Here is a 23,161-nt window from a genome sequence, read left to right on the forward strand (position 1 = left end):
GCACTCGGGCCCCATCGAGGAACGGGGCCCGAGCGCGATATAAAAAGCCCGAAAATTTTACTCATTTTGGCGCAAAAAGCAACCTGAGCACATCAAATTTCCGGCTTTTCGGTGACCGCCTTAGCGGCCAGGGAATCCAGGCGGCATCATGCCTTTCATGCCACGCATCATTTTAGCCATGCCGCCCTTCTTCATTTTCTTCATCATGCGCTGCATATCGTCGAACTGCTTAAGCAGGCGGTTAACGTCCTGCACCTGCATACCGGAGCCGGTAGCAATACGACGTTTGCGCGAGCCTTTGATGATTTCCGGCTTTTCACGCTCTTTCCGCGTCATCGAATTGATGATGGCTTCCATGCGTACCAGCACTTTGTCATCCATCTGCGATTTCACGTTATCCGGCAGCTGGCCCATGCCGGGCAGTTTGCCCATCAGACTGGCCATGCCGCCCATGTTACGCATCTGCTTAAGCTGCTCAAGGAAGTCATTCAGATCGAAGCCATCGCCGGTTTTCAGTTTTTTCGCCAGCTTTTCTGCCTGCTCGCGATCCACTTTGCTTTCGATATCTTCAATCAGCGACAGCACGTCGCCCATGCCAAGGATGCGCGACGCGATACGATCCGGATAGAAGGCTTCCAGCGCATCGGTCTTCTCGCCCATCCCCATGAATTTGATCGGCTTGCCGGTGATATGGCGAATAGACAGCGCCGCACCGCCGCGGGCATCACCGTCGACCTTGGTCAGAATGACACCGGTAAGCGGCAGCGCTTCGTTAAACGCTTTCGCCGTATTAGCGGCATCCTGACCGGTCATGGCGTCGACGACAAACAGGGTTTCCACCGGCTTAATCGCGGCATGCACCTGTTTGATCTCGTCCATCATCGCTTCGTCCACGTGCAGACGACCGGCGGTATCCACCAGCAGCACATCGTAGAACTTCAGCTTTGCTTCCTTCAGCGCGTTCTGCACGATATCGACTGGCTTCTGGCTCAGATCGGACGGGCAGAAATCCACACCAACCTGTTGAGCCAGCGTTTCCAGCTGTTTGATCGCCGCCGGGCGATATACGTCAGCCGAGACCACCAGCACTTTTTTCTTGTGCTTTTCACGCAGGAATTTACCCAGCTTACCGACGCTGGTGGTTTTACCCGCGCCCTGCAGGCCGGCCATCAGCACAACCGCTGGCGGCTGGGCGTTCAGGTTCAGCGCGTTGTTTTCTGCGCCCATCGCCGCAACCAGTTCATTGCGGACAATCTTGATGAATTCCTGGCCTGGCGTCAGGCTTTTATTCACATCCTGACCCACCGCCGCTTCTTTTACGCGGTTGATGAATTCACGCACCACCGGCAGCGCAACGTCTGCCTCAAGCAGCGCCATGCGCACTTCGCGCAGCGTATCTTTGATGTTGTCTTCGGTCAGCCTTCCGCGGCCGCTGATATTGCGCAGGGTCTGCGACAAACGATCGGTTAAATTATCAAACATGCTCTCTCACTTAATGGCGTAGCGAGGCCGCCAGGGCGACACAATGCGGCGGATTATAACACGAAGCCAGGCCGATCTCTGCAATTGACCCTGAGATCGTTTGGAGCCTGCTGCCGCTGGCGCTATACTGCTTTTTTCCTTATCTGACCGACACCTGAAAGGATCTATGTTCGTTTTCGCGATCGTGGCGCTGTTCGCCTACTCCCTCAGTCTTGCATTGATCATCCCCAGCCTGCTGAAACGTAACGGGGGCTGGCGGCGATTTGCCGTCTTTTCCGCCTGTGTGGCGCTGATTGCCCACGCTGTTGCGCTGCAGCAGCGCATTTTTGCTTTCGATAACGGACAAAATCTCAGCCTGCTGAATATCGGCTCGCTGGTCAGCCTGCTGATCTGCGCGATCATGACGATCGTGGCGTCACGCAATCGCGGCTGGCTTTTGTTACCGATCGTTTACGGCTTTGCCCTGATCAACCTTGCGTTTGCCACCTTTGTGCCGAATGCGTTTATTACGCATCTGGAAACCACGCCGGGCATGATGATCCACATCGGCCTGTCGCTGTTCGCGTATGCTACGCTGATTATCGCTGCCCTCTACGCGCTGCAGCTGGCGTGGATCGACTACCAGTTAAAGAATAAAAAGCTGGCGTTTACCCAGGATATGCCGCCGCTGCTCAGCATAGAGCGCAAAATGTTTCACATCACGCAGATTGGTGTGGTGCTGCTGACGCTGGTGCTTTGCACTGGCCTGTTCTTTATGAACAACCTGTTCAGCGCGGAAAATATCGATAAAGCGGTGCTCTCTATCATTGCCTGGTTCGTGTATATCGTACTGCTGTGGGGACACTACCGCGAAGGCTGGCGCGGACGCCGTGTGGTCTGGTTTAACTGCGGCGGTGCGCTGCTGCTGACCATGGCCTACTTCGGCAGCCGCATGCTTCAGCATCTGCTCACCTCTCACTAAAGGAATTTTTGCGTTGGAACATGTTTCAACCACCACGCTAATCATTACGCTGGTCATCATGGTACTGGTTTCAGCTTATTTTTCCGGCTCCGAAACCGGCATGATGACGCTCAATCGTTACAAACTGCGCCATAAAGCCAAAAGCGGCAACCGCAGCGCGCGCCGCGTGGAAAAACTGCTGCGCCGCCCCGATCGTCTGATTAGCCTGGTGCTGATCGGCAATAACCTCGTCAACATTCTCGCCTCTGCGCTCGGCACCATTGTGGGGATGCGTCTGTATGGCGATGCCGGCGTGGCGATTGCCACCGGTATTCTGACCTTCGTCGTGCTGGTATTTGCTGAGGTGCTGCCAAAAACCATCGCCGCGCTCTATCCGGAGAAAGTGGCCTATCCCAGCAGCTTTCTGCTGACGCCGCTGCAGTATGTCATGCTGCCGCTGGTGTGGTTGCTTAATACCATCACGCGCATTCTGATGCGCATGGTGGGCATCAAAGCTGATGGCTCTATCAGCTCTGCGCTGAGCAAAGAGGAGCTGCGCACCATCGTTTACGAATCGCGCACGCTGATGTCGCGCCGTAATCAGGATATGCTGCTGTCGGTGCTGGATCTGGAGAAAGTGAGCGTCGATGACATCATGGTGCCACGCAACGAAATCGTCGGCATTAACATCAACGATGAATGGAAATCCATTGAGCGGCAACTCAGTAACTCGCCGCATGGGCGTATCGTCCTGTTCCGCGATTCGCTGGATGACACCGTCGGTATGCTGCGGGTGCGCGAAGCCTGGCGCATGATGACCGAGAAAAAAGAGTTTAATAAAGAGCGACTGTTGCGCGCAGCGGATGAAATTTACTATGTGCCGGAAGGCACGCCGCTTAACGTGCAGCTGGTGAAATTTCAGCGCAATAAGAAGAAGGTCGGGCTGGTGGTTGATGAGTACGGCGACATCAAAGGCCTGGTGACCATTGAAGACATCCTTGAAGAGATTGTTGGCGATTTCACCACCTCCATGTCTCCTTCACTGGCAGAAGAAGTGATGCCGCAGAATGATGGTTCCGTGCTGATTGAAGGCAGCGCCAACGTGCGGGAAATCAATAAGGCGTTTAACTGGACGCTGCCGGAAGAAGAAGCGCGAACCATCAACGGTATGCTGCTGGAGGCGCTGGAAGAGATCCCGCGGCAGAAAACGCGCGTGCAGCTGGGCAATTACAACATCGATATCCTTGATGTGCAGGACAATATGGTTAAACAGGTGCGCATCACGCCCCATCAGCCACTGAAAACCTCAGTGGGTTCCTGAAAAAAAACGCCGCGATTTACGCGGCGTTTTTTTGGCCTGCACGACGGTCAGATGTGCAGCTCTTTCAGCTTCTCAGCGGGCAGTTTCAGATCTTCGTTACGGTTAACGCCAATCTCATGCGCCAGTACGTTACGGGCAATCTGCTGTGCTTCATCCAGCGAGTGCAGCTTGTAGCTACCGCACTGGTATTCGTTCAGTTCCGGAATCTGGCTCTGATCTTTCACCTTCAGCACATCTTCCATTGCGCCTTTCCACGCTTTGGCAACGCGCTGCTCATCCGGTGCGCCAATCAGGCTCATATAGAAGCCGGTACGGCAGCCCATTGGCGAGATGTCCACGATTTCCACACCGTCACCGTTCAGGTGATTACGCATAAAGCCGGCAAACAGGTGCTCCAGCGTGTGGATACCGCGCTCGGTCAGAATATCGATATTCGGACGGCAGAAACGCAGATCGAAAACGGTGATGGTATCGCCATGCGGAGTATTCATGGTTTTCGCCACGCGTACTGCGGGTGCGCCCATGATGGTGTGATCAACAGTGAAACTGTCCAGTAGTGGCATACGTCACCTCCTGTTTTGAGAATTTTTTAAAATCGATGAAACTTTTCTGTTCGTCCAGCGTCTGAATATATGAAAGACGCGCATTTGTTATCATCATCCCTGACAACAGAGATGTTAATTTAGGCCACAGTGATGTGGCCATTTTCTTTTCTAGCCTTCACGCTCCGCCAGGTAGCGCTCGAAATCCAGCGTATCGCTCTCTTCCAGCTGCTGTTGTGCCAGCACAGATTCCCGCGCCTGACGGCTGAAATCCTCTTCGCTGAGAATTTCCAGCGGCTCTTCGCACAGCAGATGACGATACTGTTCAGCCAGTGCCACGCCGGCACCCGTTAGTCCATTCTCTTTAATCGCGTGAAGGATACGCGCCGAATAGGTTAGCTCAGGATCGTCAAACGATGCTACCAGTTGATCGCAGACCTGTTGATATTCAGTGCTGCTGTCATGGCTGTCCAGCACTTCAGCAACGCGGCGCAGATCGGCAAACAGCGCTTTGCCCACATCCACCAGCGGCTGTTCGGTATCACTGCAGCCAACACCGATCACCTGGCCCGGTTTACGTCCTTCCATCACGACGCGATTCCAGTTCTTACGGCTGCACTGCAGCTCCCCGGAGCTCATCTCCGGCGCATCGGCCAGCGTACACCAAATCAGGAACAGATCGAGGAAGCGTGCCTGGTCCGCATCGACGCCAATCGCCGAGAAGGGGTTAATATCCAGAGAGCGTACTTCAATATATTCAATGCCACCGCGCAGCAGCGCATCCGAAGGCGCTTCACCGGAACGGGTCACGCGCTTCGGCCGGATTGGCGCATACAGCTCGTTTTCAATCTGCAGAACGTTGGTGTTCAGCTGCAGCCAGTTGCCATCCGCATCTTTCGTGCCCATCGCGGCATACTCTGCCGATGGGGTTTTGATCGCCGCCTTCAGCGCTTTGACATAGCCTTCAAGTGAGTTAAAGGTAATACCCAGGCTGCTTTGCGATTTGTTGGTATAACCCAGATCGCTCAGACGCAGCGACGTCGCATAGGGCAGCCACAGCGTGTCTTTACCGTCCGTTTCAAACGGCAGCTTGCTTTCGCGGCCCTGCAGGAAGGAAGAGCTGATAGCCGGCGAGGCGCCAAACAGATACGGAATCACCCAGCCGAAACGATAATAGTTGCGAATCAGACGCAGATAGCCTGCGGAGATGGTCTCTTTACCGCTTTCCGCATCTTTGACATCGGCCCACTCCTGCCAGAAGGAGAGCGGCAGCGAGAAGTTATAATGCACGCCGGAAATGATCTGCATCAGTGCGCTGTAGCGGTTTTTCAGGCCCTGCCGGTACAGCGTTTTCATTTTACCGACGTTAGAGGTGCCGTATTGCGCCAGCTCGATGTTTTCCACATCCTCAACATAGCCCGGCATACTGAACGGCCACATGCGCTCTTCTCCCAGTTCACGTGCCACGTGACGATGAATGTCACGCAGGAAGGCGAGAGAGCGGTCGATATTCTTATCAACAGGCGTGATAAATTCCAGCAGCGTTTCGGCAAAATCCGTGGTAATCCAGTCATGCTTCAGCGCCGAGCCCAGCGAAGCAGGATGACCGGTAGTCGCCAGATGACCATCGGGCCGGACGCGCAGGGTCTCACGTTCAATGCCACGGCCGATACCCTTCAACGCGTCCGGATGCGCTTCCAGCCAGGAGAGCGCTTTTGATACGTCCGGGATCACATTAACCTCCCGCTGTGTGAATAATTTATTTTTGTTCAGCATAATGTTAACCGTAGCCTCGAATCTGTGCGAATCAATGCCAGCCGTGCATACCCTGCACGGTAGCTATCGCGATGACGATATAACGCAGCGTTTTCCCCAGAGCCAAAAACAGTGCGCACGGCAGCCAGGCAAAGCGTAACCAGCCTGCAAAAACGCAGAGCAGGTCGCCCACCAGCGGCAGCCAGCTGAAAATCAGCGCAGCAGGACCCCATCGATGCAGCCACGTTATTGCTGTGTTGTGCCATCGCCCCTGCCCTTTTGGTGGCAAAAGGCGACCAAGAAGAATGTTGATCAGGCCGCCCAGCGTGTTGCCCACTGATGCAGCCAATAACAATCCGCAGATCTCCCCTTTCCGGGCGATCAGTAAAGCAATCAGCAACGCTTCTGAGCTGCCGGGAAGCAGCGTGGCGCTCAGAAAACTGCTGACAAGTAGCGAACCATAGGTCAGGAATTCACTCACAGTAAACGGACATCAACCACATCCATGCCCGCTGCTTGCGCTGCCTGGATGCCAAAGTCGGCATCCTCAAAAACCACACAGCGCCCGGGCGCGACGCCCATCAGCTCTGCGCAGCGCAGGAAGGTATCAGGCTGTGGCTTGTGACGCCGGACATCATCCGCACCGACCACGGCATCAAACAGATGATAGACGTTAAGCGCTTCCAGCAGCATTTTTGCCAGGCTATGTTCACTGCCGGTACCCACCGCCAGCGGACGCCGGCCGTGATAGGCTTTCACCACCTCCATCAGCGGTAACGGGCGCACATCCTCCAGCAGCATGGCTTTTAATGCGGCGGTTTTTTCTGCCGCAAGCAGATGCGGATCGTGCTGCGCATGATTCTGCTCCAGAATAAACTGCGCCAGCTGCCAGGACGGTGCGCCATTAAACCCCACCATTTTTTTCTCATCCATGGTGAAACCGTAGCGACTCAGCACCTGCTGCCAGGCCTTTCGATGTGTCGGCTCCGTATCCAGAATAGTGCCGTCCATATCGAAAATCAGGGCGTCGTAGTGGTCGTACATTGTCACTCCATTAGCGCCACAAAATGAGACCTTACTTTAGCGTAATGCGGTCAGGTTGTCGCCAGGCAGGCTTAACCGCAAATGCTTTGAAAGCATTAACAATTTTCGTTTTCAGAAAAAGGTGAGAGTGCGCGACCGGGGATAAATGGCGGTTAAATCAGCGTTTTTTGTTTATCTGTTACTGGTGCGCCTGCCGGGCGGAAACCGGCACAGCTGTCGTCTCGCCAGGGGTACAGATGAGAATTCCGCAGAACGGGCAACCACAGCGCAGGAAACCATACCGGGATAACACATCCGTTCGCGGCATCGGCCTGCGCGTGGATATCAGGATTCAGTGCTCAGGGAATGGCGTAATGCGGAAACACGGGGCGTGCAGAAGTGTATGTTATATCGCTTAAACGAGCGTTATTCGCGTCAGATCGCGGGGTCACTCGCTTTATTGCAGAGAGGGAATATTCAGGAGGATGAGTGCGCGTTTGCCTCGCCCTGCGGGCCGCTGCTGAAGCAACGTTCTTCTTCGTGCTGCCTGAACGCAGAATACGTTAGCCACACTGAGGCTCGTTTCATCTTTATCAGAAGGTGGTGCATCCAGGAGGATTCGAACCTCCGACCGCTCGGTTCGTAGCCGAGTACTCTATCCAGCTGAGCTATGGATGCATTGCGAGATTTTCTTACGATGAACTGACTGACATTAACCGGGGAATGAGAGCAAGAATGGTGCATCCAGGAGGATTCGAACCTCCGACCGCTCGGTTCGTAGCCGAGTACTCTATCCAGCTGAGCTATGGATGCATTGCGAGATTTTCTTACGATGGACTAACTGAAATCAACCTGGGAATGATAGCAAGAATGGTGCATCCAGGAGGATTCGAACCTCCGACCGCTCGGTTCGTAGCCGAGTACTCTATCCAGCTGAGCTATGGATGCATTGAATAATTCTTGTATAACGCAGGGTGCTGACAACTCACCATGAAAGGAACTGCTCGTTCACTCTTACTTCTGTTCCGAATGGTGCATCCAGGAGGATTCGAACCTCCGACCGCTCGGTTCGTAGCCGAGTACTCTATCCAGCTGAGCTATGGATGCATCGGAAAATGGCGGTGAGGCGGGGATTCGAACCCCGGATGCAGCTTTTGACCGCATACTCCCTTAGCAGGGGAGCGCCTTCAGCCTCTCGGCCACCTCACCTTACGCGTTCTTGCGAACCGTGCTGCTGAACGTTGTTTCTGCTCATCGGCACTGCGTGGCGCACATATTACTTTCCCGGACTTATAAGTCAAACAATTTTTCCCGACTTTTTCCTGACATGCGTTCAACTGCGCAAATGACGCACAATCAGGGTGATTTACCAGCAAAAAGGGTGAGTAATCAACAGTAAAAGCCCGGTACGGAAAACAAATCAGTGAGAAAGAAACCTGGCGGAAAGGGAAGAAAGTCAGAGGAAGAGAGGCAAAAAGGGTAGCGCCTCGCTATACAGCGAGGCGCTGAATACGTTAGTAACCCGTGGCTTGAGTTTTTTCGGCCTGAATACGCTGATAGATCTCTTCGCGATGCACCGAAACTTCTTTGGGCGCGTTGACGCCAATACGGACCTGGTTACCTTTAACACCCAGCACCGTTACAGTTACCTCATCGCCAATCATGAGGGTTTCACCAACTCGACGAGTTAGAATAAGCATTCTTTGCTCCTTGAAAGATTAAAAGAGTCGGGCCTGTTCGGGTTCCCGGCCATATCCATCATATACCGCTGAACAATGCCTATGACAAATACACCATTGTGTATCGCCATGCCAATACATTCCGCTGATAATTAGTTTAGCCGAAATACACTACATCGACCGGACTTTGTCATTACCTGGTGTTCATCGCGTTAAAAAACGCCGGAACAACTGTCCCGGCGCTCGTCTCGATGCTTAATATTATTTCGTTACAGCCGGTTGCTTACCCAGTCCTGAACCCCTGCCAGCGCACCCGGCAGTGCCTGTGCATCCGTCCCGCCAGCCTGTGCCATATCAGGACGTCCGCCGCCTTTACCGCCTACCTGCGCAGCAAGCTCCCCAATCAGCTCGCCCGCTTTTACCCGGTCGGTCAGATCTTTGGTCACGCCGGCAATGAGTGAGACTTTCCCTTCTGCAACGGTTGCCAGCACGATGATTGCGGACCCCAGCTGATTTTTCAGATCGTCCACCATCGTACGCAGCATTTTCGGCTCGACATTGCTGAGTTCACTCACCAGCAGTTTCGTGCCTTTAACGTCAACCGCTTTGCTACTCAGTGAAGCGCTTTCCTGCGCCGCTTGCTGATCGCGCAGCTGTTGCAGTTCTTTTTCCAGTGCGCGTACGTTATCCACCAGTCCGCGTACTTTTTCGTTCAGGTTACTGCTGTTGGCTTTCACCACCTGAGCGATGTCGTGCAGCTGATCGCTCTGCGCATGCAGTTGTGCGATCGCCGCTTCACCGGTCAGCGCTTCAATACGACGCACGCCCGCTGCCGTGCCGGATTCAGACTGAATACGGAACAGACCGATATCTCCGGTACGCGCGGCGTGCGTACCGCCACACAGCTCAACCGAATATTCGCCCATGCTCACCACGCGAACACGCTGCTCGTATTTCTCGCCGAACAGAGCCATCGCGCCACGCGCTTTCGCCTCTTCCAGATCCATTACATCAGTCTGGATCAGCAGGTTACGACGAATCTGCGCGTTAACACGATCTTCCACTTCACGAATCTGCTGAGGCTTCATCGCTTCATTGTGTGAAAAGTCGAAACGCAGATATTTATCATTGTTCAGAGAACCTTTCTGGCCAACATGATCGCCCAGCACTTCACGTAACGCCTCATGCATCAGGTGGGTTGCAGAGTGGTTCAGCACGATACGCGCCCGACGCTCTTCATCCACCTGCGCATGCAGGTTATCACCGACGCGCAGCTGACCGTGGTTCAGCTTACCGATATGGCCGAAGGCTTTGCCATACTTTTGCGTGTCCTGCACGCTAAATTCAGCATTTTGCCCGGTCAGGACGCCGGTATCGCCCACCTGCCCGCCCGATTCGCCGTAGAATGGCGTTTCGTTGAGGATCACTACCGCATCCTGGCCCGCGCTAATCTGCTCAACCTGCTGGCCATCAACGAACAGCGCCTGCACGGTCGCATCCAGTTGCAGATGATCATAACCTTTAAATTCGGTCGCTGTATCAAAGCGGATGACGCTGTTGTAATCGGTGCCAAAACCGCTGGCTTCACGGGCACGCTGGCGCTGCTGCTCCATTGCGGCTTCGAAGCCGGCCTCATCGATTTTCAGGTTACGCTCGCGGCAGACATCCGCCGTCAGATCCGCCGGGAAACCGAACGTATCATAGAGGCGGAACACGGTTTCGCCATCCAGCGTATCGCCTTTCAGATTAGCCAGTTCCTCATCCAGCAACGCCAGACCGCGTTCAAGGGTTTTGGCAAACTGCTCTTCTTCATTCTTCAGCGCATTTTCTACGTGCTTTTGCTGGCGCTTCAGATCGTCGCCGGCAGCGCCCATGACCTCAATCAGCGGCGCAACCAGTTTATAGAAGAAGGCTTCTTTAGCACCCAGCATGTTACCGTGGCGCACAGCGCGGCGAATGATGCGACGCAGCACATAACCCCGGTTTTCGTTCGAAGGAATGACGCCGTCAGCAATCAGGAAGGCGCAGGAACGAATGTGGTCTGCAATAACGCGCAGCGATTTGTTGCTCAGATCGGTCGCGCCAGTGACCTCGGCCACTGCCTTGATCAGTTTCGCAAACAGGTCAATTTCGTAGTTGGAGTTAACGTGCTGCAGTACCGCAGCAATACGCTCCAGCCCCATACCGGTATCAACAGAAGGCTTAGGCAGCGGCTCCATAGTGCCATCCGCCTGACGGTTGAACTGCATGAACACGATGTTCCAGATCTCGATATAGCGATCGCCATCTTCTTCCGGGCTGCCCGGCGGGCCACCCCAGATATGGTCGCCGTGATCGTAGAAGATTTCCGTGCAGGGACCGCAGGGGCCGGTATCACCCATCTGCCAGAAGTTGTCTGAGGCATACGCACTGCCTTTGTTATCGCCGATGCGAATAATACGCTCACGCGGTACGCCGATATCGTTAGCCCAGATGTCGAAAGCTTCGTCGTCGGTTTCATACACGGTCACCCACAGACGCTCTTTCGGCAGCTTAAACCACTGCTCACCCGTCAGCAGTTCCCAGGCATAAGCAATGGCTTCTTTCTTGAAGTAGTCACCAAAACTGAAGTTGCCCAGCATTTCAAAGAAGGTGTGGTGGCGTGCTGTATAGCCCACGTTTTCCAGATCGTTATGTTTACCACCGGCGCGTACGCAGCGCTGTGACGTCGTGGCGCGCGCATAGTCACGCTTATCCTGACCCAGGAAGACGTCTTTAAACTGCACCATCCCCGCATTGGTAAACAGCAGCGTCGGGTCGTTGTTTGGTACGAGGGAGCTGCTGGCTACAACCTGATGTCCCTTGCTATGAAAAAAGTCGAGAAACGCTTGACGGATCTCAGCAGTGCTCTTGCTCATAAAATTCCTGGAATCACGCTAACGAACGTTCCCTTTCGCTGGCAAACCGCATGCGTCCGGCCCACCGCTGACTAAGGAACAAAAAGTGGGAATAAGATAAATTTTCTTCAATGGGAAGTAAAACCCCCATCGCTTTCAGTCGTCAATATTTCTGAAAATCGCCTGAATATCTTCCATCATAAAGCCCTTCGACATCAGAAAGCGTTGAACTTTGCTTTTTTCCGCCCAGCTTTGCGGCAGCGGCTCACCAAATTTACGCCGGGCGACATCTGCCGCGCACCGGGTCCAGTCAACCTCCGTTTCCGCCAGCGCCTGATTGATCGCTTCGCGATCAATCCCCTTCTGCTGCAGCTCCATTCTGACCCGCTGCGGACCATAACCTTTGCGGGCCCGGCTCTGAATAAAGCGCTCAGTAAAGCGCTGGTCATTAAGCCAGCTGTTTTCCTGGCACCAGTCCAGTACTTTTTCCAGCAGTTCGTCCGGAATGGGCACGTTTTCCTGCTGATTCAGATACGCTGCGCGCTGTCCGGAGAGCTGCAGCTTGCGTTTCAGTTCATCCCGGCTGTGGTCGCGCTGTGAAAGTATCCGCATGGCGCGATCCAGCAAACGGGAAAATGTCGGCACCGGTGCCGCTGGAGATGGGGTTGACATAAGTTACACCTTGTTATGACTGGCATGCAGGGTAAAACAGGAAAACAGCGAGAGGAAGTGCAGGCGGGAAAAAGCAAAACGGGAGCATCGCTGCTCCCGTTGGATATATCAGAAATCTTCGTTGGTTTCGCTGGCGGCTTCGTACTCGTCAGCGGAGGTTTCCGCCGCGCCCGCTTCCGCTGTGGCACCGGTCAGCAGCATTTCACGCAGCTTGCTGTCGATTTCATTGGCAATCGCCGGATTCTCTTTCAGGAAGTTTGTCGCGTTCGCTTTACCCTGTCCGATTTTGTCGCCGTTATAGCTGTACCACGCACCGGCCTTCTCTACCAGCTTGTGTTTCACGCCCAGGTCAACCAGCTCACCGAAGGTGTTAATGCCTTCGCCGTACATGATCTGGAATTCCGCCTGTTTAAACGGCGCAGCGATTTTGTTTTTCACCACTTTTACGCGGGTTTCGCTGCCCACCACTTCATCGCCTTCTTTAATCGCGCCGATACGACGGATATCCAGACGCACAGAAGCGTAGAATTTAAGAGCGTTACCGCCGGTGGTTGTTTCCGGGTTACCAAACATCACACCAATTTTCATACGAATCTGGTTGATGAAGATCAGCAGCGTATTGGACTGCTTCAGGTTACCTGCCAGCTTACGCATCGCCTGGCTCATCATACGCGCCGCAAGGCCCATATGTGAGTCACCGATTTCGCCTTCAATCTCTGCTTTTGGCGTCAGGGCAGCCACGGAGTCGACGATGATAACGTCAACGGCACCTGAGCGTGCCAGCGCATCACAGATTTCCAGCGCCTGTTCACCGGTATCCGGCTGTGAACAGAGCAGGTTATCGATGTCGACACCAAGCTTTTTAGCGTATACCGGATCAAGCGCATGCTCAGCATCGATAAAGGCACAGGTTTTGCCCTTACGCTGTGCAGCCGCAATCACCTGCAGTGTTAACGTGGTTTTACCGGACGATTCAGGTCCGTAAATTTCAACGATACGACCCATTGGCAGGCCGCCAGCGCCCAGCGCAATGTCCAGAGACAGTGAACCGGTAGAAATGGTTTCAACATCCATCGAGCGGTCTTCACCTAGGCGCATGATGGAGCCTTTACCAAATTGTTTCTCAATCTGGCCCAGCGCGGCAGCTAAAGCCTTCTGTTTGTTCTCGTCAATCGCCATTTTCACTCCTAATCGTGCCCGGGTGAGCCGGCATGGTCAGATGCCCGCTCGTTCTGTTGGTGCTAATTATACTGTATAGTCATACAGTATCAAGCTTAATTTGTCAGAAATTCATCCAGCAGCGTCTGCAGGGCAAAGCCGACTGACTGGCGCCGTACCGCGTCACGATCGCCTTTAAAAACCTGCAGTTGCGTGACCGTACGCTGCGCCGGTCCCGCAATGGCAAACCAGACGCTGCCCACAGGTTTTTCAGGCGTGCCGCCGTCTGGCCCGGCAATGCCGCTTACGGCAATCGCATAGTCCGCACCGGCAGCCTTGCGTGCGCCGTTGGCCATCTCCTGTACTGTCTGCTCACTGACTGCGCCGTACTGTGCCAGCGTGCCGGCCTGCACACCCACCAGCTGCTGCTTGGCTTCATTGCTGTACGTCACGAAGCCGCGCTCAAACCAGGCAGAGCTGCCGCTGATATCGGTAAACACCTTGGCAATCCAGCCTCCGGTGCAGGATTCTGCTGCCGTCACGGTAGCCTGCCGTTGTGTCAACTGTTCGCCAATCTGCCGGCTTAACCGCTGTAGTGCCTGATCGTTCATCGCCCTCTCCTGTTCTGGCGCTTAACGTTAACAGTAAATGGTGCGGCAAAAAGCTCTTTTCAACGGCGCGCGGCTTTTTTTGCGCGCCCGGTTCCGGCATCTTCAGCGCGTTTTCACCGCCACCATAAACAGACGCGGGAAGGCCAGCAAAACCTGACCATCACTGCGCGCCGGATAGGCCGAGGTTAATGCCTGATGATATTCATGCAGAAAGTCGCTCTGCTGCTTCTCATCCAGGCTTGCCAGGTACGGACGCAGTCCGGTGGCGCGCAGCCAGGTAATAATCGCCTGTGCATCCGCCATGGGGTGATAGTAGGTGGTACGCCAGATATCTACCTGACAACCTGCATCACTTAATAAATCATAGTAGCGATCGGCAGAAAGCAAGCGCTTACGCTCTGCGGTCTCTGCCGGAATACAGGGTTGCCAGCGTGCCAGCGCGGCAGTTTCGCGCATTACGCGGTGGGAAGGTTCATCCAGGTTATCCGGCATCTGAATCGCCAGCACCCCGCCCCCGGCCAGTTGGCTGACCAGATGCGGCAACAGTACAGGATGATCGGTCAGCCACTGCAGAGACGCGTTGGCATAAATCACCTGCTGCGGCTGCGTTGCCTGCCAGCGGCGGATATCCGCCAGCTGGAACTCACAGTCAGGTAATCGCTCACGTGCCTGCATCAGCATGGCTTCTGAGCTGTCGATACCGGTGATACGCGCGTGCGGCCATTTCTGCGCCAGGAGTTCCGTACTGTTGCCGGGACCACAGCCCAGATCGGCGGCGGTGTGAACCTCATCAAGCGGGATACGCGCCAGCAACTCGCGCGCGGGCCGGGTACGTTCTGATTCAAACTGACGATACAGCTGGGGGTTCCAGTCTTGCATGGCAACGCTCCTGTAGAGTGACAAGAGCTTCACCTTACTCTCATTTATCAGGATAACGGGAAGAGAAATGTGCGACATGCGCCAGCATGGGCGCCGTCACGGTTACGCACGGCAGCCAGAAGAAATATAACGCGAAGGGGTATCAGGACGGCTGAAGCGCCGTCCTGGCATCAGTTCTTTTTCACAAATTCTGATTTGAGCTTCATCGGACCAAAGCCATCGATTTTGCAGTCGATGTTGTGGTCGCCCTCAACCAGACGAATCCCTTTTACTTTTGTACCGATTTTCAGCGTGGAGGAACTGCCTTTTACTTTCAGATCTTTTACGACCGTCACGCTGTCACCATCGGCCAGCAAATTACCGTTGGCGTCACGTACGACAAGGGCATCGCTGCTGTCAGTCTGGCTGGCAGACCAGATGTGTCCGCAGGATGGGCAATTCAGGTTTTCGCCATCCTGCCAGGTGTAATCAGCCTGACAGGCCGGGCATGCGGGTAAAGCGCTCATAATGGTCCTCAGAGATAAAGCGGCGGAAAGATGACGCCGCAAAAGAGGCGACATCTTATACCCTCACACTTTATATGGACAGCATTAAAGCATGCCACCCTGACGCGCTTTCGCGACCGCTTCGCCCAGTTGCCACACCGCCATGGCGTAATGTGTACTGTGGTTGTACCGCGTAATCACGTAAAAGTTTGGCAGGCCGTACCAGTACTGATAGCTGGTGCCAAGGTCAAGACGCAGCAGGCTGGCCTGGTTGTTCCCCTGCAGCGATCCCTGCGGTGACAGACCATTCGCCGCCAGTGTGCTGACCGGATAGAGCGTCTTAAAGCCGTTTTCCAGCCCCGGAGCCTGACCGCTGGCGGGCACGGCCACGGTCTGACCAGCGCGCCAGCCATGCTCTTTAAAGTAGTTGGCGACGCTGCCAATGGCGTCCACCGGATCCCACAGGTTAATGTGCCCGTCCCCGTTGAAATCAACAGCATACTGCTTATAGGACGAAGGCATAAACTGCCCATACCCCATCGCCCCGGCAAATGAACCGCGCAGATCCAGAGGGTCATCCTGTTCAGTACGGGCCATCAGCAGGAAGGTTTCCAGCTCACTGCTGAAATACGCCGCGCGGCGTGGATAGCTGAACGAGAGCGTCGCCAGCGCATCCAGCAGACGGGTTTTCCCCATCACCCGGCCCCAGCGCGTTTCCACACCAATGATGCCGACGATAATTTCCGGCGGCACGCCATATACCTGCTGCGCACGCTGCAGCGCATCCTGATACTGATTCCAGAAAGCGACCCCGTTTTGCACGTTGTCCGGCGTAATGAATTTATTACGGTAGCGAATCCAGGCACCATTTGGTCCGGCTGGCGGAGTATAGGAGGGTGCCTGCTGGTCCATCAGACGCAGCACGTAATCAAGACGTTTTGCCTGGCCAATGACGGCATGCAGCTGGTCGCGATTAAAGCCGTGTTTTGTCACCATCTGGTCGATAAACTGTTCAGCCGCCGGATTGCCGGCAAAATCGCCAAACATCGGCTGAATAGCATGTGAAGGCTCAAGCAGGAATCCCCCTTTCGGGGCCGGCACAACGGCGGCCTGCTGCTGAGGGGCGGGCTTGCTGCTGCAGGCAGCAAGCAGACAAATTAGCGGAAGAAGAGCAACCTTAAAACGCATCGGATATCCATCAGCCAGGTAAAACCAGAAGCCGTCATGGTAATCGTTCAGCGAAACGACTTACAGAGCAATGTATTAAATTTACATCCGTTTTCGTGGGATGCTTCCCGCTTAGCGCACCATTTTGCGATACCGTTCCAGACTTTACTTTTTGCTGCAGAATGGGGTTTTTGCTGCGCCCGGCAATTTGTTATGGTCAGCAGCCAGAAATGCCAGTGTCGGGTGAAGCCGCCGCCGCAAAAATGGTAACATCTGCCCTTTCGTTATCTGCCCGTGGGGTAACGGTGTATCCCGGCTGCACTGACCAGCCCCGGTAAGGAAAAGAGTACAGAGTGAGTGAGAACACGATGAAAGGAGCAGAGCCGATGGACTTCAGCGCCCATACGCCCATGATGCATTGGTGTGATGTAACTGATTAATAACGGTTATTTTCCACTAAATTATAAAAGCTACATTTTAACCTACACTTATTTAAGTGTCTGATTTTACGATTATTGTTTGCTGTCCTCATCCAGCATTATAATCCCTCTGTTTTTCCATCCCTCTAATAACACAGGGCATCTCCATGAGCCGATACCATGTATCCAGCAGTGAAGGCCAGTATGAGAAAGAATCCGGCGAGCAAGTTTTGGCTAACAAGCTGGGAATCGCTACTTCTGATGAGATGAATGAGGCTGAACTTGTCCTGTTAGAACAACTCTACCAGTCCGTTTTTGAAGAACAGTTCCCGGAAGGACAGCTCAGCGTAGCCCTGCTAAAAAGCTGGCACCGCCGCTGGTTAGGTAACATCTACGAGTGGGCTGGACACGAAAGAACAGTCAATATCAGCAAAGGCGGCTTTATGTTTGCCCCCTCAGCGCAGTTGCCAAAACTGCTGAACGAATTCGACAGCAAGTATCTGGCTCAATACACGCCATGTAGCGGTATGGACGAAGAACAACTCATCACCGCTATCGCCATAACTCATGTCGAGTTGATACTCATCCACCCATTCAGAGAGGGAAATGGACGCCTGTCGCGACTGCTAGCCGACGTGATGGCCGTTCAGGGAGGGTACAAACCGCTGGATTATCAAAGCTGGGAGCAAAACAAAACCCAGTATATATCGGCTATTCATGCAGGCCTATCAATGGACTACGAGCCGATGAAACACTGGGTCAGTAAGGCATTAAGAAAGGATTAGGCAAGGCGAAGATGGGCGAACTTTTTGCGTGCGGCTTCCAGCGAAGCTTCAACCCTGGCGGAAGGCTGGCCTGTTTCAACAGCCGTTGACGTCGCCACAGAACGCACAATGTCTGTACGAGACGGTTTTACATAACCTACCTGCGTTTTTTTGTTGTTGCTCATAGCGACTCCTGATTAACAAATTCACTGATTACATTATATCAACGATGACAGAGAACTGCATGCCCCTGGTAACGACTTCGGTAAACGCTGCTTCTCTGACAACAGAGTGTGAGCAAAACCACCAGGGTGCTCCGCACTGGTTCAGACCTTTTTAACGATAAAAATTTCGTATAATGAGCAGCACATCTTTTGACTTTTCCTGTGCCTGATGGCTAAAAATGCCAGTCAATCTCTGTAGTTTCCTTGCTATTCACACCATGACATCCCCCCGCCTAACCATTACAATCTCTCTTTGTTTTTTGCGGGCTGGTTTGCAGTTTTCTGGGGGTAATGATAATGATGAATAACGACAAAAAATGGATTGGGGACCTGCTGGGCGGGCCGCTGATGAGCAAGGAGAGTCGTGTCATTGCGGAACTGATGTTGTCCGACCCGGATGAAAACAGCTGGCAACAACAGATCGTTGAGCAGAACATCCTTCAGGCTTCCTCCTCTAATACTGCAAAACGTTATGCAACCACGATCCGGTTGCGCTTGATGATGCTGGATAAAGGCGCATGGAGGTTGATTGCGGAAGGGAGTGAGCGGGAACGTGTTCAACTACTGTTTATCGCCCTGATATTGCACTCTCCAATAGTGAAAGATTTTCTGGACGAAACGGTGAATGACCTGCGCAGGCAATTTAAAGAGAAATTGCCAAGTGATAGCTGGAGTGAATTTGTTACTAACCACATACGCCAGTACCCAGTGCTTACCAGTTACTCAGACTCATCCATTACTAAAATGGGTAACAATCTTGTGAAAGCGCTTGCTGAGGTGGGTTATCTCGATACACCGCGCCGTCGCAATCTGCAGCCACTTTTTTTATTGCCGGAAACTAAAGAAGTGCTGCAACGCCTTGGGCAACAGGATTTGATTTCTATTCTGGAGGGTAAACGGTGATCGATCCCGTTCTTGACTACCGCCTTTCACAGATTCAGAGCCGCATTGAGGAAGATCGTTTTCTTAAAAATAATGGCTCAGGTAATGAGATTGGTTTCTGGATCTTTGATTACCCTGCGCAGTATGAACTGCAGGTTCGTGAGCATCTGAAATACCTGCTGCGTAACCTGGAAAAGGATCACCACTTTACGCACCTTAATGTTTTTCAGGTCATTATCGATATGTTGACCGAGCGCGGATTGTTTGAACGCGTTTGTCAGCAAGAAGTGAAAGTCGGCCCGGAGGCTCTGAAAAAGCAGCTTGCCGGCCCACTTAATCAGAAAAAAATTGCCGATTATATTGCCCAGAAAGTCGATCTTCCTGCACAGGAATTCGTCATTCTTACCGGTATGGGGAATGCCTGGCCGTTAGTTCGTGGGCATGAACTGATGAGCGCATTGCAGGATGTTATGGGTTTCACTCCTTTATTGATGTTCTACCCTGGCACTTACAGCGGCTATGACCTTTCTCCTTTAGCAGGTATTGATTCACGTAATTATTATCGCGCCTTCAGACTGGTGCCCGAGCATGGACCAGCGGCAACATTGAATCCTCATTGAAGAGCACAGCATGGATATTGAACAGATTTTTGAAAAACCATTAAAACGTAACATTAATGGCGTCGTAAAAGCCGAACAGACAGATGATGCCAGCGCGTGGATAGAGCTTGATGAATACGTTATTACCCGCGAGTTAGAAGGCCACCTGCGCCACTTCTTCGAATCATATGTTCCGGCAACAGGCCCGGAGCGTATTCGAATGGAGAATAAAATTGGCGTATGGGTTTCAGGCTTCTTCGGCTCCGGTAAGTCACACTTTATCAAGATTCTTTCGTATTTGCTGTCTAACAGAAAAGTCAACCACGATGGCTCAGAACGCGATGCCTACTCCTTCTTCGCAGACAAAATCAAAGATGCGCTGTTTCTGGCTGATATCAATAAAGCAGTGCATCACCCTACCGAAGTCATCCTGTTCAATATCGATTCCCGCGCCAATGTCGATGATAAAGAAGACGCCATCCTTAAAGTCTTCCTGAAAGTGTTTAACGAGCGCGTCGGTTATTGCGCAGACTTCCCGCATATTGCTCATCTTGAGCGCGAGCTGGATAAACGCGGTCAGTACAAAACGTTTAAAGAAGCTTTTCTAAAGATCAACGGCTCGAGCTGGGAAGATGAGCGCGACTCTTACTACTTCATAAGCGATGAGATGGCTGAGGCCTTAAGTCAGGCAACCGGACAAAGTATTGATGCCTCACGCCAGTGGGTTGAACAGCTGGATAAAAATTTCCCGCTGGATATCAATAATTTTTGCCAGTGGGTAAAAGAGTGGCTGGATGAGAACGGTAAAAACCTTCTCTTTATGGTGGATGAAGTCGGCCAGTTCATCGGTAAAAACACACAGATGATGCTTAAGTTGCAGACCATTACCGAAAACCTCGGTGTGATCTGCGGCGGGCGCGCGTGGGTGATTGTTACCTCGCAGGCAGATATCAATGCAGCCATTGGCGGTATGAGCAGTCGCGACGGGCAAGATTTCTCTAAAATTCAGGGCCGTTTCTCCACACGTTTGCAGCTTTCCAGTTCCAACACCTCGGAAGTTATCCAGAAACGTTTGCTGGTAAAAACCGATGCGGCAAAAGCTGCGCTGGCGAAAGTGTGGCAGGAGAAAGGCGATATTTTGCGTAACCAGCTGGCGTTTGATCCAACGACAACAGCTTCGCTGCGCCCGTATACCAGTGAAGAAGAGTTTATTGATAACTACCCGTTTGTCCCGTGGCATTACCAGATTCTGCAAAAAGTATTTGAGTCCATCCGCACCAAAGGTGCTGCCGGCAAACAGTTAGCAATGGGTGAACGTTCGCAACTGGAAGCTTTCCAGACTGCAGCCCAGCAAATTTCCATACAAGGTCTCGACTCCCTAGTGCCGTTCTGGCGCTTCTACGCAGCCATTGAAAGTTTCCTGGAACCGGCGGTAAGCCGGACCATTACCCAGGCCTGTCAAAATGGCGTGCTTGACGAGTTTGATGGTAACCTGCTGAAAACGTTGTTCCTGATCCGTTATGTCGATGTGCTGAAAAGTACTCTCGATAACCTGGTTACGCTCTCAATTGATAAGATTGATACCGACAAGGTTGAGCTGCGCCGTCGCGTTGAGAATAGCCTGAATAAGCTGGAACGGGAGATGTTGATTGCCCGTGTGGAAGATAAATATGTCTTCCTGACCAACGAAGAGAAAGAGATTGAAAACGAAATCCGCAACGTTGAAGTGGATTTTTCAGCGATCAATAAAAAGCTCGCATCAATCATCTTTGATGACATTCTGAAGAATAAGCGCTACCGCTACCCGGAAAACAGGCAAGACTTCGATATTAGCCGTTTCCTCAACGGTCACCCGCTAGACGGCGCAATGCTTAACGATCTGGTGGTGAAGATTATTACACCTAAAGATCCTACGTATGATTTTTACAGCAGTGATGCAGCCTGCCGCCCGTATACCGCAGAAGGAAATGGTTGTGTATTGATTCGTCTGCCTGAAGATTCCCGCGTCTGGACTGACATCGATCTCGTTGTGCAGACGGAGAAATTCCTCAAAGACAATGCGGGTCAACGTCCTGAGCAAGCCAGCCTGCTGTCTGAGAAAGCACGCGAAAATAACGCGCGTGAAAAAATGTTACGTGTACAGATAGAGTCCCTGCTGGCTGAGGCGGAACTGTGGGCGATTGGTGAACGCTTACCGAAAAAATCCTCCACGCCAAACAGTATTGTGGATGAAGCTTACCGGTATGTGATTGAAAACACGTTCGGCAAGTTGAAAATGCTGCACCCCTTTAACGGCGATATTAACCGTGAGATCCATGCCTTTCTGACGGTGGAAAATGATACGGAGCTGAATCTGGGCGAGATGGAAGAATCCAATCGCGACGCCCTGCGCGAAGTGGAAAACTGGATCAGTATGGGTATTGATTACCACAAGCCGGTTTACCTGCGTGATGTGCTCAACCATTTTGCGCGTCGCCCTTATGGCTGGCCAGAAGATGAAGTTAAACTGCTGGTGGCCCGACTGGCGCAAAAACGCAAAATCAGCTTCAGCCAGCAGAATAACAATCTCGAATTAAAACAGGCGTGGGATCTCTTTAATAACAGCCGCCGCCATAGCGAGCTACGTCTGCATAAAATTCGCCGCCACGATGAAGCGCAGATCCTCAAAGCCGCCAAAATCATGGCGGACGTGGCCCAACAGCCGTTTAATGAACGTGAAGAACCGGCGCTGGTTGAACATATTCGTTCTGTGCTAGGTGCATGGAAACAAGAGCTGGATGTTTTCAAAGCCAAAGCCGAAGGGGGCAACAACCCAGGCAAACAGGAGATTGATGAAGGCCTGCGTCTGCTCAACTCGATACTGAATGAGAAAGAAGACTTCGCGCTGGTTGAAAAGGTCACGACCCAGGCTGATGCACTATTGGATTTCAGTGAAGATCGTGAAGACCTAGTCGACTTCTACCGCAAGCAGTTTAACACCTGGCAGAAGCTGGGAGCCGCATTACAGGGCAGCTTTAAATCCAACCGTAGCGCGCTGGAAAAAGATGCTGATGCGTTAAAAGCACTCACTGAGCTGGAAAGCATCTGGCAGATGCCAGAGCCCTATAAACATCTGAACCGTATTACGCCGCTTATTGAGCAGGTGCAGCGTGTTAACCAACAGCTTGTTGAACAGCACCGCATGCATGCATTAGAGCGTATCGATACGCGTATTGAAGAAACCCGCCAGCGGTTGCTTGAAGCGCATGCCACTGCGGAGCTGCAAAACCGCGTTCTGTTGCCGATGCAAAAAGCGCGTAAGCGTGCAGAAGAGAATCACTCCATTCCTGAAATCCTTGCCGAACAGCATGAAACTATTGCGTTACAAACGGAAGCGGACAAACAGGTCAACCAGTGGATCGATGAGCTACGCAAAAAACAGCAAGCACAGCTGCGCGCGGCAAATGAGGCGAAACATGCAGCTGAACCGCAGCAACCCTATACCGCTGAGAAACCAGCCGCTATCCAGCCGGTGCCGAAGAAAACTCACCTGGTAAATGTATCGGGTGAAATGCGCAAAGCGACGGGTAGCGAGGTGCTGGAAACGGCCGAACAGGTCGAAAAAGCCCTGGAAACGCTGCGTAAAACGCTGCTGGCAACCATTGAAGCTGGCGATCGTATTCGCCTTCAGTAAACCCATTTCA

20 protein-coding genes and 5 tRNA genes are annotated in these 23,161 nt (G+C 52.9%); 6 read left to right on the forward strand and 19 right to left on the reverse strand.

Annotation, left to right across the window (positions count from 1 at the left end):
* Positions 1 to 120: 120 nt before the first annotated feature.
* A complete protein-coding gene (gene ffh / locus D8B20_RS13265; protein ID WP_145889304.1) occupies positions 121 to 1,482 on the reverse strand; it encodes a signal recognition particle protein in 1,362 nt (453 codons plus the stop codon).
* A 166-nt stretch (positions 1,483 to 1,648) separates the two neighbouring features.
* Between ffh and D8B20_RS13270 the strand changes: the two genes are divergently transcribed.
* Both D8B20_RS13270 and D8B20_RS13275 read left to right on the forward strand, forming a co-directional pair.
* Positions 1,649 to 2,443, forward strand: coding sequence for a cytochrome C assembly family protein (locus D8B20_RS13270; protein ID WP_145889305.1), 795 nt, complete (start codon positions 1,649 to 1,651; stop codon positions 2,441 to 2,443).
* Between the two features lie 13 nt (positions 2,444 to 2,456).
* Positions 2,457 to 3,743 carry an HlyC/CorC family transporter gene (locus D8B20_RS13275; protein ID WP_145889306.1) on the forward strand — a complete coding sequence of 429 codons (1,287 nt, stop codon included), beginning with the start codon at positions 2,457 to 2,459 and terminating at the stop codon, positions 3,741 to 3,743.
* 47 nt (positions 3,744 to 3,790) lie between these two features.
* On the opposite strand, the gene luxS is transcribed toward D8B20_RS13275, so the two are convergent.
* The 17 genes from luxS to mltB all read right to left on the reverse strand — a co-directional run bounded on the left by luxS (position 3,791) and on the right by mltB (position 16,611).
* Positions 3,791 to 4,306 carry an S-ribosylhomocysteine lyase gene (gene luxS / locus D8B20_RS13280; protein WP_145889307.1) on the reverse strand — a complete coding sequence of 172 codons (516 nt, stop codon included), beginning with the start codon at positions 4,304 to 4,306 and terminating at the stop codon, positions 3,791 to 3,793.
* Between the two features lie 150 nt (positions 4,307 to 4,456).
* On the reverse strand, positions 4,457 to 6,061 hold the full coding sequence (gshA, locus tag D8B20_RS13285) for a glutamate--cysteine ligase (protein WP_145889308.1): 1,605 nt from the start codon (positions 6,059 to 6,061) through the stop codon (positions 4,457 to 4,459).
* Between the two features lie 31 nt (positions 6,062 to 6,092).
* Positions 6,093 to 6,521 carry a YqaA family protein gene (locus tag D8B20_RS13290; protein WP_145889309.1) on the reverse strand — a complete coding sequence of 143 codons (429 nt, stop codon included), beginning with the start codon at positions 6,519 to 6,521 and terminating at the stop codon, positions 6,093 to 6,095.
* The gene (gene yqaB / locus D8B20_RS13295) at positions 6,518 to 7,084 is read right to left on the reverse strand and encodes a fructose-1-phosphate/6-phosphogluconate phosphatase (RefSeq protein WP_145889310.1); all 567 of its coding nucleotides are present in this window, start codon (positions 7,082 to 7,084) and stop codon (positions 6,518 to 6,520) included. Before yqaB ends, D8B20_RS13290 begins: the two co-directional genes overlap by 4 nt.
* 580 nt (positions 7,085 to 7,664) lie before the next feature.
* Positions 7,665 to 7,741: transfer RNA gene (locus D8B20_RS13300), tRNA-Arg, on the reverse strand.
* Between the two features lie 58 nt (positions 7,742 to 7,799).
* Positions 7,800 to 7,876: transfer RNA gene (locus D8B20_RS13305), tRNA-Arg, on the reverse strand.
* A 58-nt stretch (positions 7,877 to 7,934) separates the two neighbouring features.
* Positions 7,935 to 8,011: transfer RNA gene (locus tag D8B20_RS13310), tRNA-Arg, on the reverse strand.
* A gap of 82 nt (positions 8,012 to 8,093) precedes the next feature.
* Positions 8,094 to 8,170, reverse strand: a tRNA-Arg gene (locus tag D8B20_RS13315).
* A 9-nt stretch (positions 8,171 to 8,179) separates the two neighbouring features.
* Positions 8,180 to 8,272 (reverse strand) — tRNA-Ser (locus D8B20_RS13320).
* Between the two features lie 305 nt (positions 8,273 to 8,577).
* Positions 8,578 to 8,763, reverse strand: coding sequence for a carbon storage regulator CsrA (gene csrA, locus D8B20_RS13325; protein ID WP_145889311.1), 186 nt, complete (start codon positions 8,761 to 8,763; stop codon positions 8,578 to 8,580).
* Positions 8,764 to 9,011: 248 nt separating this feature from the next.
* Positions 9,012 to 11,639 (reverse strand): alanine--tRNA ligase, encoded by a 2,628-nt coding sequence (alaS, locus tag D8B20_RS13330; RefSeq protein WP_145889312.1) that lies wholly within the window; start codon positions 11,637 to 11,639, stop codon positions 9,012 to 9,014.
* A 135-nt stretch (positions 11,640 to 11,774) separates the two neighbouring features.
* The gene (locus D8B20_RS13335; RefSeq protein WP_186454376.1) at positions 11,775 to 12,290 is read right to left on the reverse strand and encodes a regulatory protein RecX; all 516 of its coding nucleotides are present in this window, start codon (positions 12,288 to 12,290) and stop codon (positions 11,775 to 11,777) included.
* Between the two features lie 108 nt (positions 12,291 to 12,398).
* Positions 12,399 to 13,469, reverse strand: a complete 1,071-nt coding sequence (recA, locus tag D8B20_RS13340) for a recombinase RecA (RefSeq protein ID WP_145889313.1) — start codon at positions 13,467 to 13,469, stop codon at positions 12,399 to 12,401.
* A gap of 95 nt (positions 13,470 to 13,564) precedes the next feature.
* Entirely contained in the window at positions 13,565 to 14,059 is a 495-nt protein-coding gene (gene pncC / locus D8B20_RS13345; protein WP_145889314.1) for a nicotinamide-nucleotide amidase, read from the reverse strand.
* A 102-nt stretch (positions 14,060 to 14,161) separates the two neighbouring features.
* Positions 14,162 to 14,938 carry a trans-aconitate 2-methyltransferase gene (gene tam, locus D8B20_RS13350; RefSeq protein ID WP_145889315.1) on the reverse strand — a complete coding sequence of 259 codons (777 nt, stop codon included), beginning with the start codon at positions 14,936 to 14,938 and terminating at the stop codon, positions 14,162 to 14,164.
* A 170-nt stretch (positions 14,939 to 15,108) separates the two neighbouring features.
* The gene (locus D8B20_RS13355; RefSeq protein ID WP_145889316.1) at positions 15,109 to 15,444 is read right to left on the reverse strand and encodes a zinc ribbon domain-containing protein YjdM; all 336 of its coding nucleotides are present in this window, start codon (positions 15,442 to 15,444) and stop codon (positions 15,109 to 15,111) included.
* Between the two features lie 84 nt (positions 15,445 to 15,528).
* Positions 15,529 to 16,611 carry a lytic murein transglycosylase B gene (gene mltB, locus D8B20_RS13360; RefSeq protein WP_145889317.1) on the reverse strand — a complete coding sequence of 361 codons (1,083 nt, stop codon included), beginning with the start codon at positions 16,609 to 16,611 and terminating at the stop codon, positions 15,529 to 15,531.
* Positions 16,612 to 17,176: 565 nt separating this feature from the next.
* Between mltB and D8B20_RS13365 the strand changes: the two genes are divergently transcribed.
* Positions 17,177 to 17,794 carry a Fic/DOC family protein gene (locus tag D8B20_RS13365; protein WP_145889318.1) on the forward strand — a complete coding sequence of 206 codons (618 nt, stop codon included), beginning with the start codon at positions 17,177 to 17,179 and terminating at the stop codon, positions 17,792 to 17,794.
* Here D8B20_RS13365 and D8B20_RS21650 read toward each other — a convergent pair.
* Positions 17,791 to 17,958, reverse strand: coding sequence for a hypothetical protein (locus D8B20_RS21650; RefSeq protein ID WP_165688927.1), 168 nt, complete (start codon positions 17,956 to 17,958; stop codon positions 17,791 to 17,793). The two genes, D8B20_RS13365 and D8B20_RS21650, sit on opposite strands and share 4 nt — an antisense overlap.
* A 339-nt stretch (positions 17,959 to 18,297) precedes the next feature.
* Here D8B20_RS21650 and D8B20_RS13370 point away from each other — a divergent pair, with 339 nt between their 5' ends.
* The 3 genes from D8B20_RS13370 to brxC are packed head-to-tail and all read left to right on the forward strand — an operon-like array spanning position 18,298 to position 23,151.
* Entirely contained in the window at positions 18,298 to 18,900 is a 603-nt protein-coding gene (locus tag D8B20_RS13370) for a DUF1819 family protein (RefSeq protein WP_145890579.1), read from the forward strand.
* A complete protein-coding gene (gene brxB / locus D8B20_RS13375; RefSeq protein ID WP_110812234.1) occupies positions 18,897 to 19,499 on the forward strand; it encodes a BREX-1 system protein BrxB in 603 nt (200 codons plus the stop codon). Before D8B20_RS13370 ends, brxB begins: the two co-directional genes overlap by 4 nt.
* Positions 19,500 to 19,509: 10 nt before the next feature.
* Positions 19,510 to 23,151: a BREX system P-loop protein BrxC gene (brxC, locus tag D8B20_RS13380; RefSeq protein WP_145889319.1), complete on the forward strand. Its 3,642-nt coding sequence runs from the start codon at positions 19,510 to 19,512 to the stop codon at positions 23,149 to 23,151.
* Positions 23,152 to 23,161 lie beyond the last annotated feature (10 nt).

It is taken from the genome of Candidatus Pantoea soli (assembly GCF_007833795.1).
GTDB lineage: Bacteria > Pseudomonadota > Gammaproteobacteria > Enterobacterales > Enterobacteriaceae > Pantoea > Pantoea soli.

Bases quoted from the DNA above. Each gene is read 5' to 3' on its own strand.
- D8B20_RS13365 (WP_145889318.1), top strand. From the start codon at position 17,177: ATGAGCCGATACCATGTATCCAGCAGTGAAGGCCAGTATGAGAAAGAA.
- D8B20_RS21650 (WP_165688927.1), bottom strand. From the start codon at position 17,958: ATGAGCAACAACAAAAAAACGCAGGTAGGTTATGTAAAACCGTCTCGT.
- pncC (WP_145889314.1), bottom strand. From the start codon at position 14,059: ATGAACGATCAGGCACTACAGCGGTTAAGCCGGCAGATTGGCGAACAG.
- D8B20_RS13370 (WP_145890579.1), top strand. From the start codon at position 18,298: ATGAATAACGACAAAAAATGGATTGGGGACCTGCTGGGCGGGCCGCTG.
- brxC (WP_145889319.1), top strand. From the start codon at position 19,510: ATGGATATTGAACAGATTTTTGAAAAACCATTAAAACGTAACATTAAT.
- ffh (WP_145889304.1), bottom strand. From the start codon at position 1,482: ATGTTTGATAATTTAACCGATCGTTTGTCGCAGACCCTGCGCAATATC.
- gshA (WP_145889308.1), bottom strand. From the start codon at position 6,061: ATGCTGAACAAAAATAAATTATTCACACAGCGGGAGGTTAATGTGATC.
- tam (WP_145889315.1), bottom strand. From the start codon at position 14,938: ATGCAAGACTGGAACCCCCAGCTGTATCGTCAGTTTGAATCAGAACGT.
- recA (WP_145889313.1), bottom strand. From the start codon at position 13,469: ATGGCGATTGACGAGAACAAACAGAAGGCTTTAGCTGCCGCGCTGGGC.
- D8B20_RS13355 (WP_145889316.1), bottom strand. From the start codon at position 15,444: ATGAGCGCTTTACCCGCATGCCCGGCCTGTCAGGCTGATTACACCTGG.
- D8B20_RS13270 (WP_145889305.1), top strand. From the start codon at position 1,649: ATGTTCGTTTTCGCGATCGTGGCGCTGTTCGCCTACTCCCTCAGTCTT.
- alaS (WP_145889312.1), bottom strand. From the start codon at position 11,639: ATGAGCAAGAGCACTGCTGAGATCCGTCAAGCGTTTCTCGACTTTTTT.
- D8B20_RS13335 (WP_186454376.1), bottom strand. From the start codon at position 12,290: ATGTCAACCCCATCTCCAGCGGCACCGGTGCCGACATTTTCCCGTTTG.
- csrA (WP_145889311.1), bottom strand. From the start codon at position 8,763: ATGCTTATTCTAACTCGTCGAGTTGGTGAAACCCTCATGATTGGCGAT.
- luxS (WP_145889307.1), bottom strand. From the start codon at position 4,306: ATGCCACTACTGGACAGTTTCACTGTTGATCACACCATCATGGGCGCA.
- yqaB (WP_145889310.1), bottom strand. From the start codon at position 7,084: ATGTACGACCACTACGACGCCCTGATTTTCGATATGGACGGCACTATT.
- mltB (WP_145889317.1), bottom strand. From the start codon at position 16,611: ATGCGTTTTAAGGTTGCTCTTCTTCCGCTAATTTGTCTGCTTGCTGCC.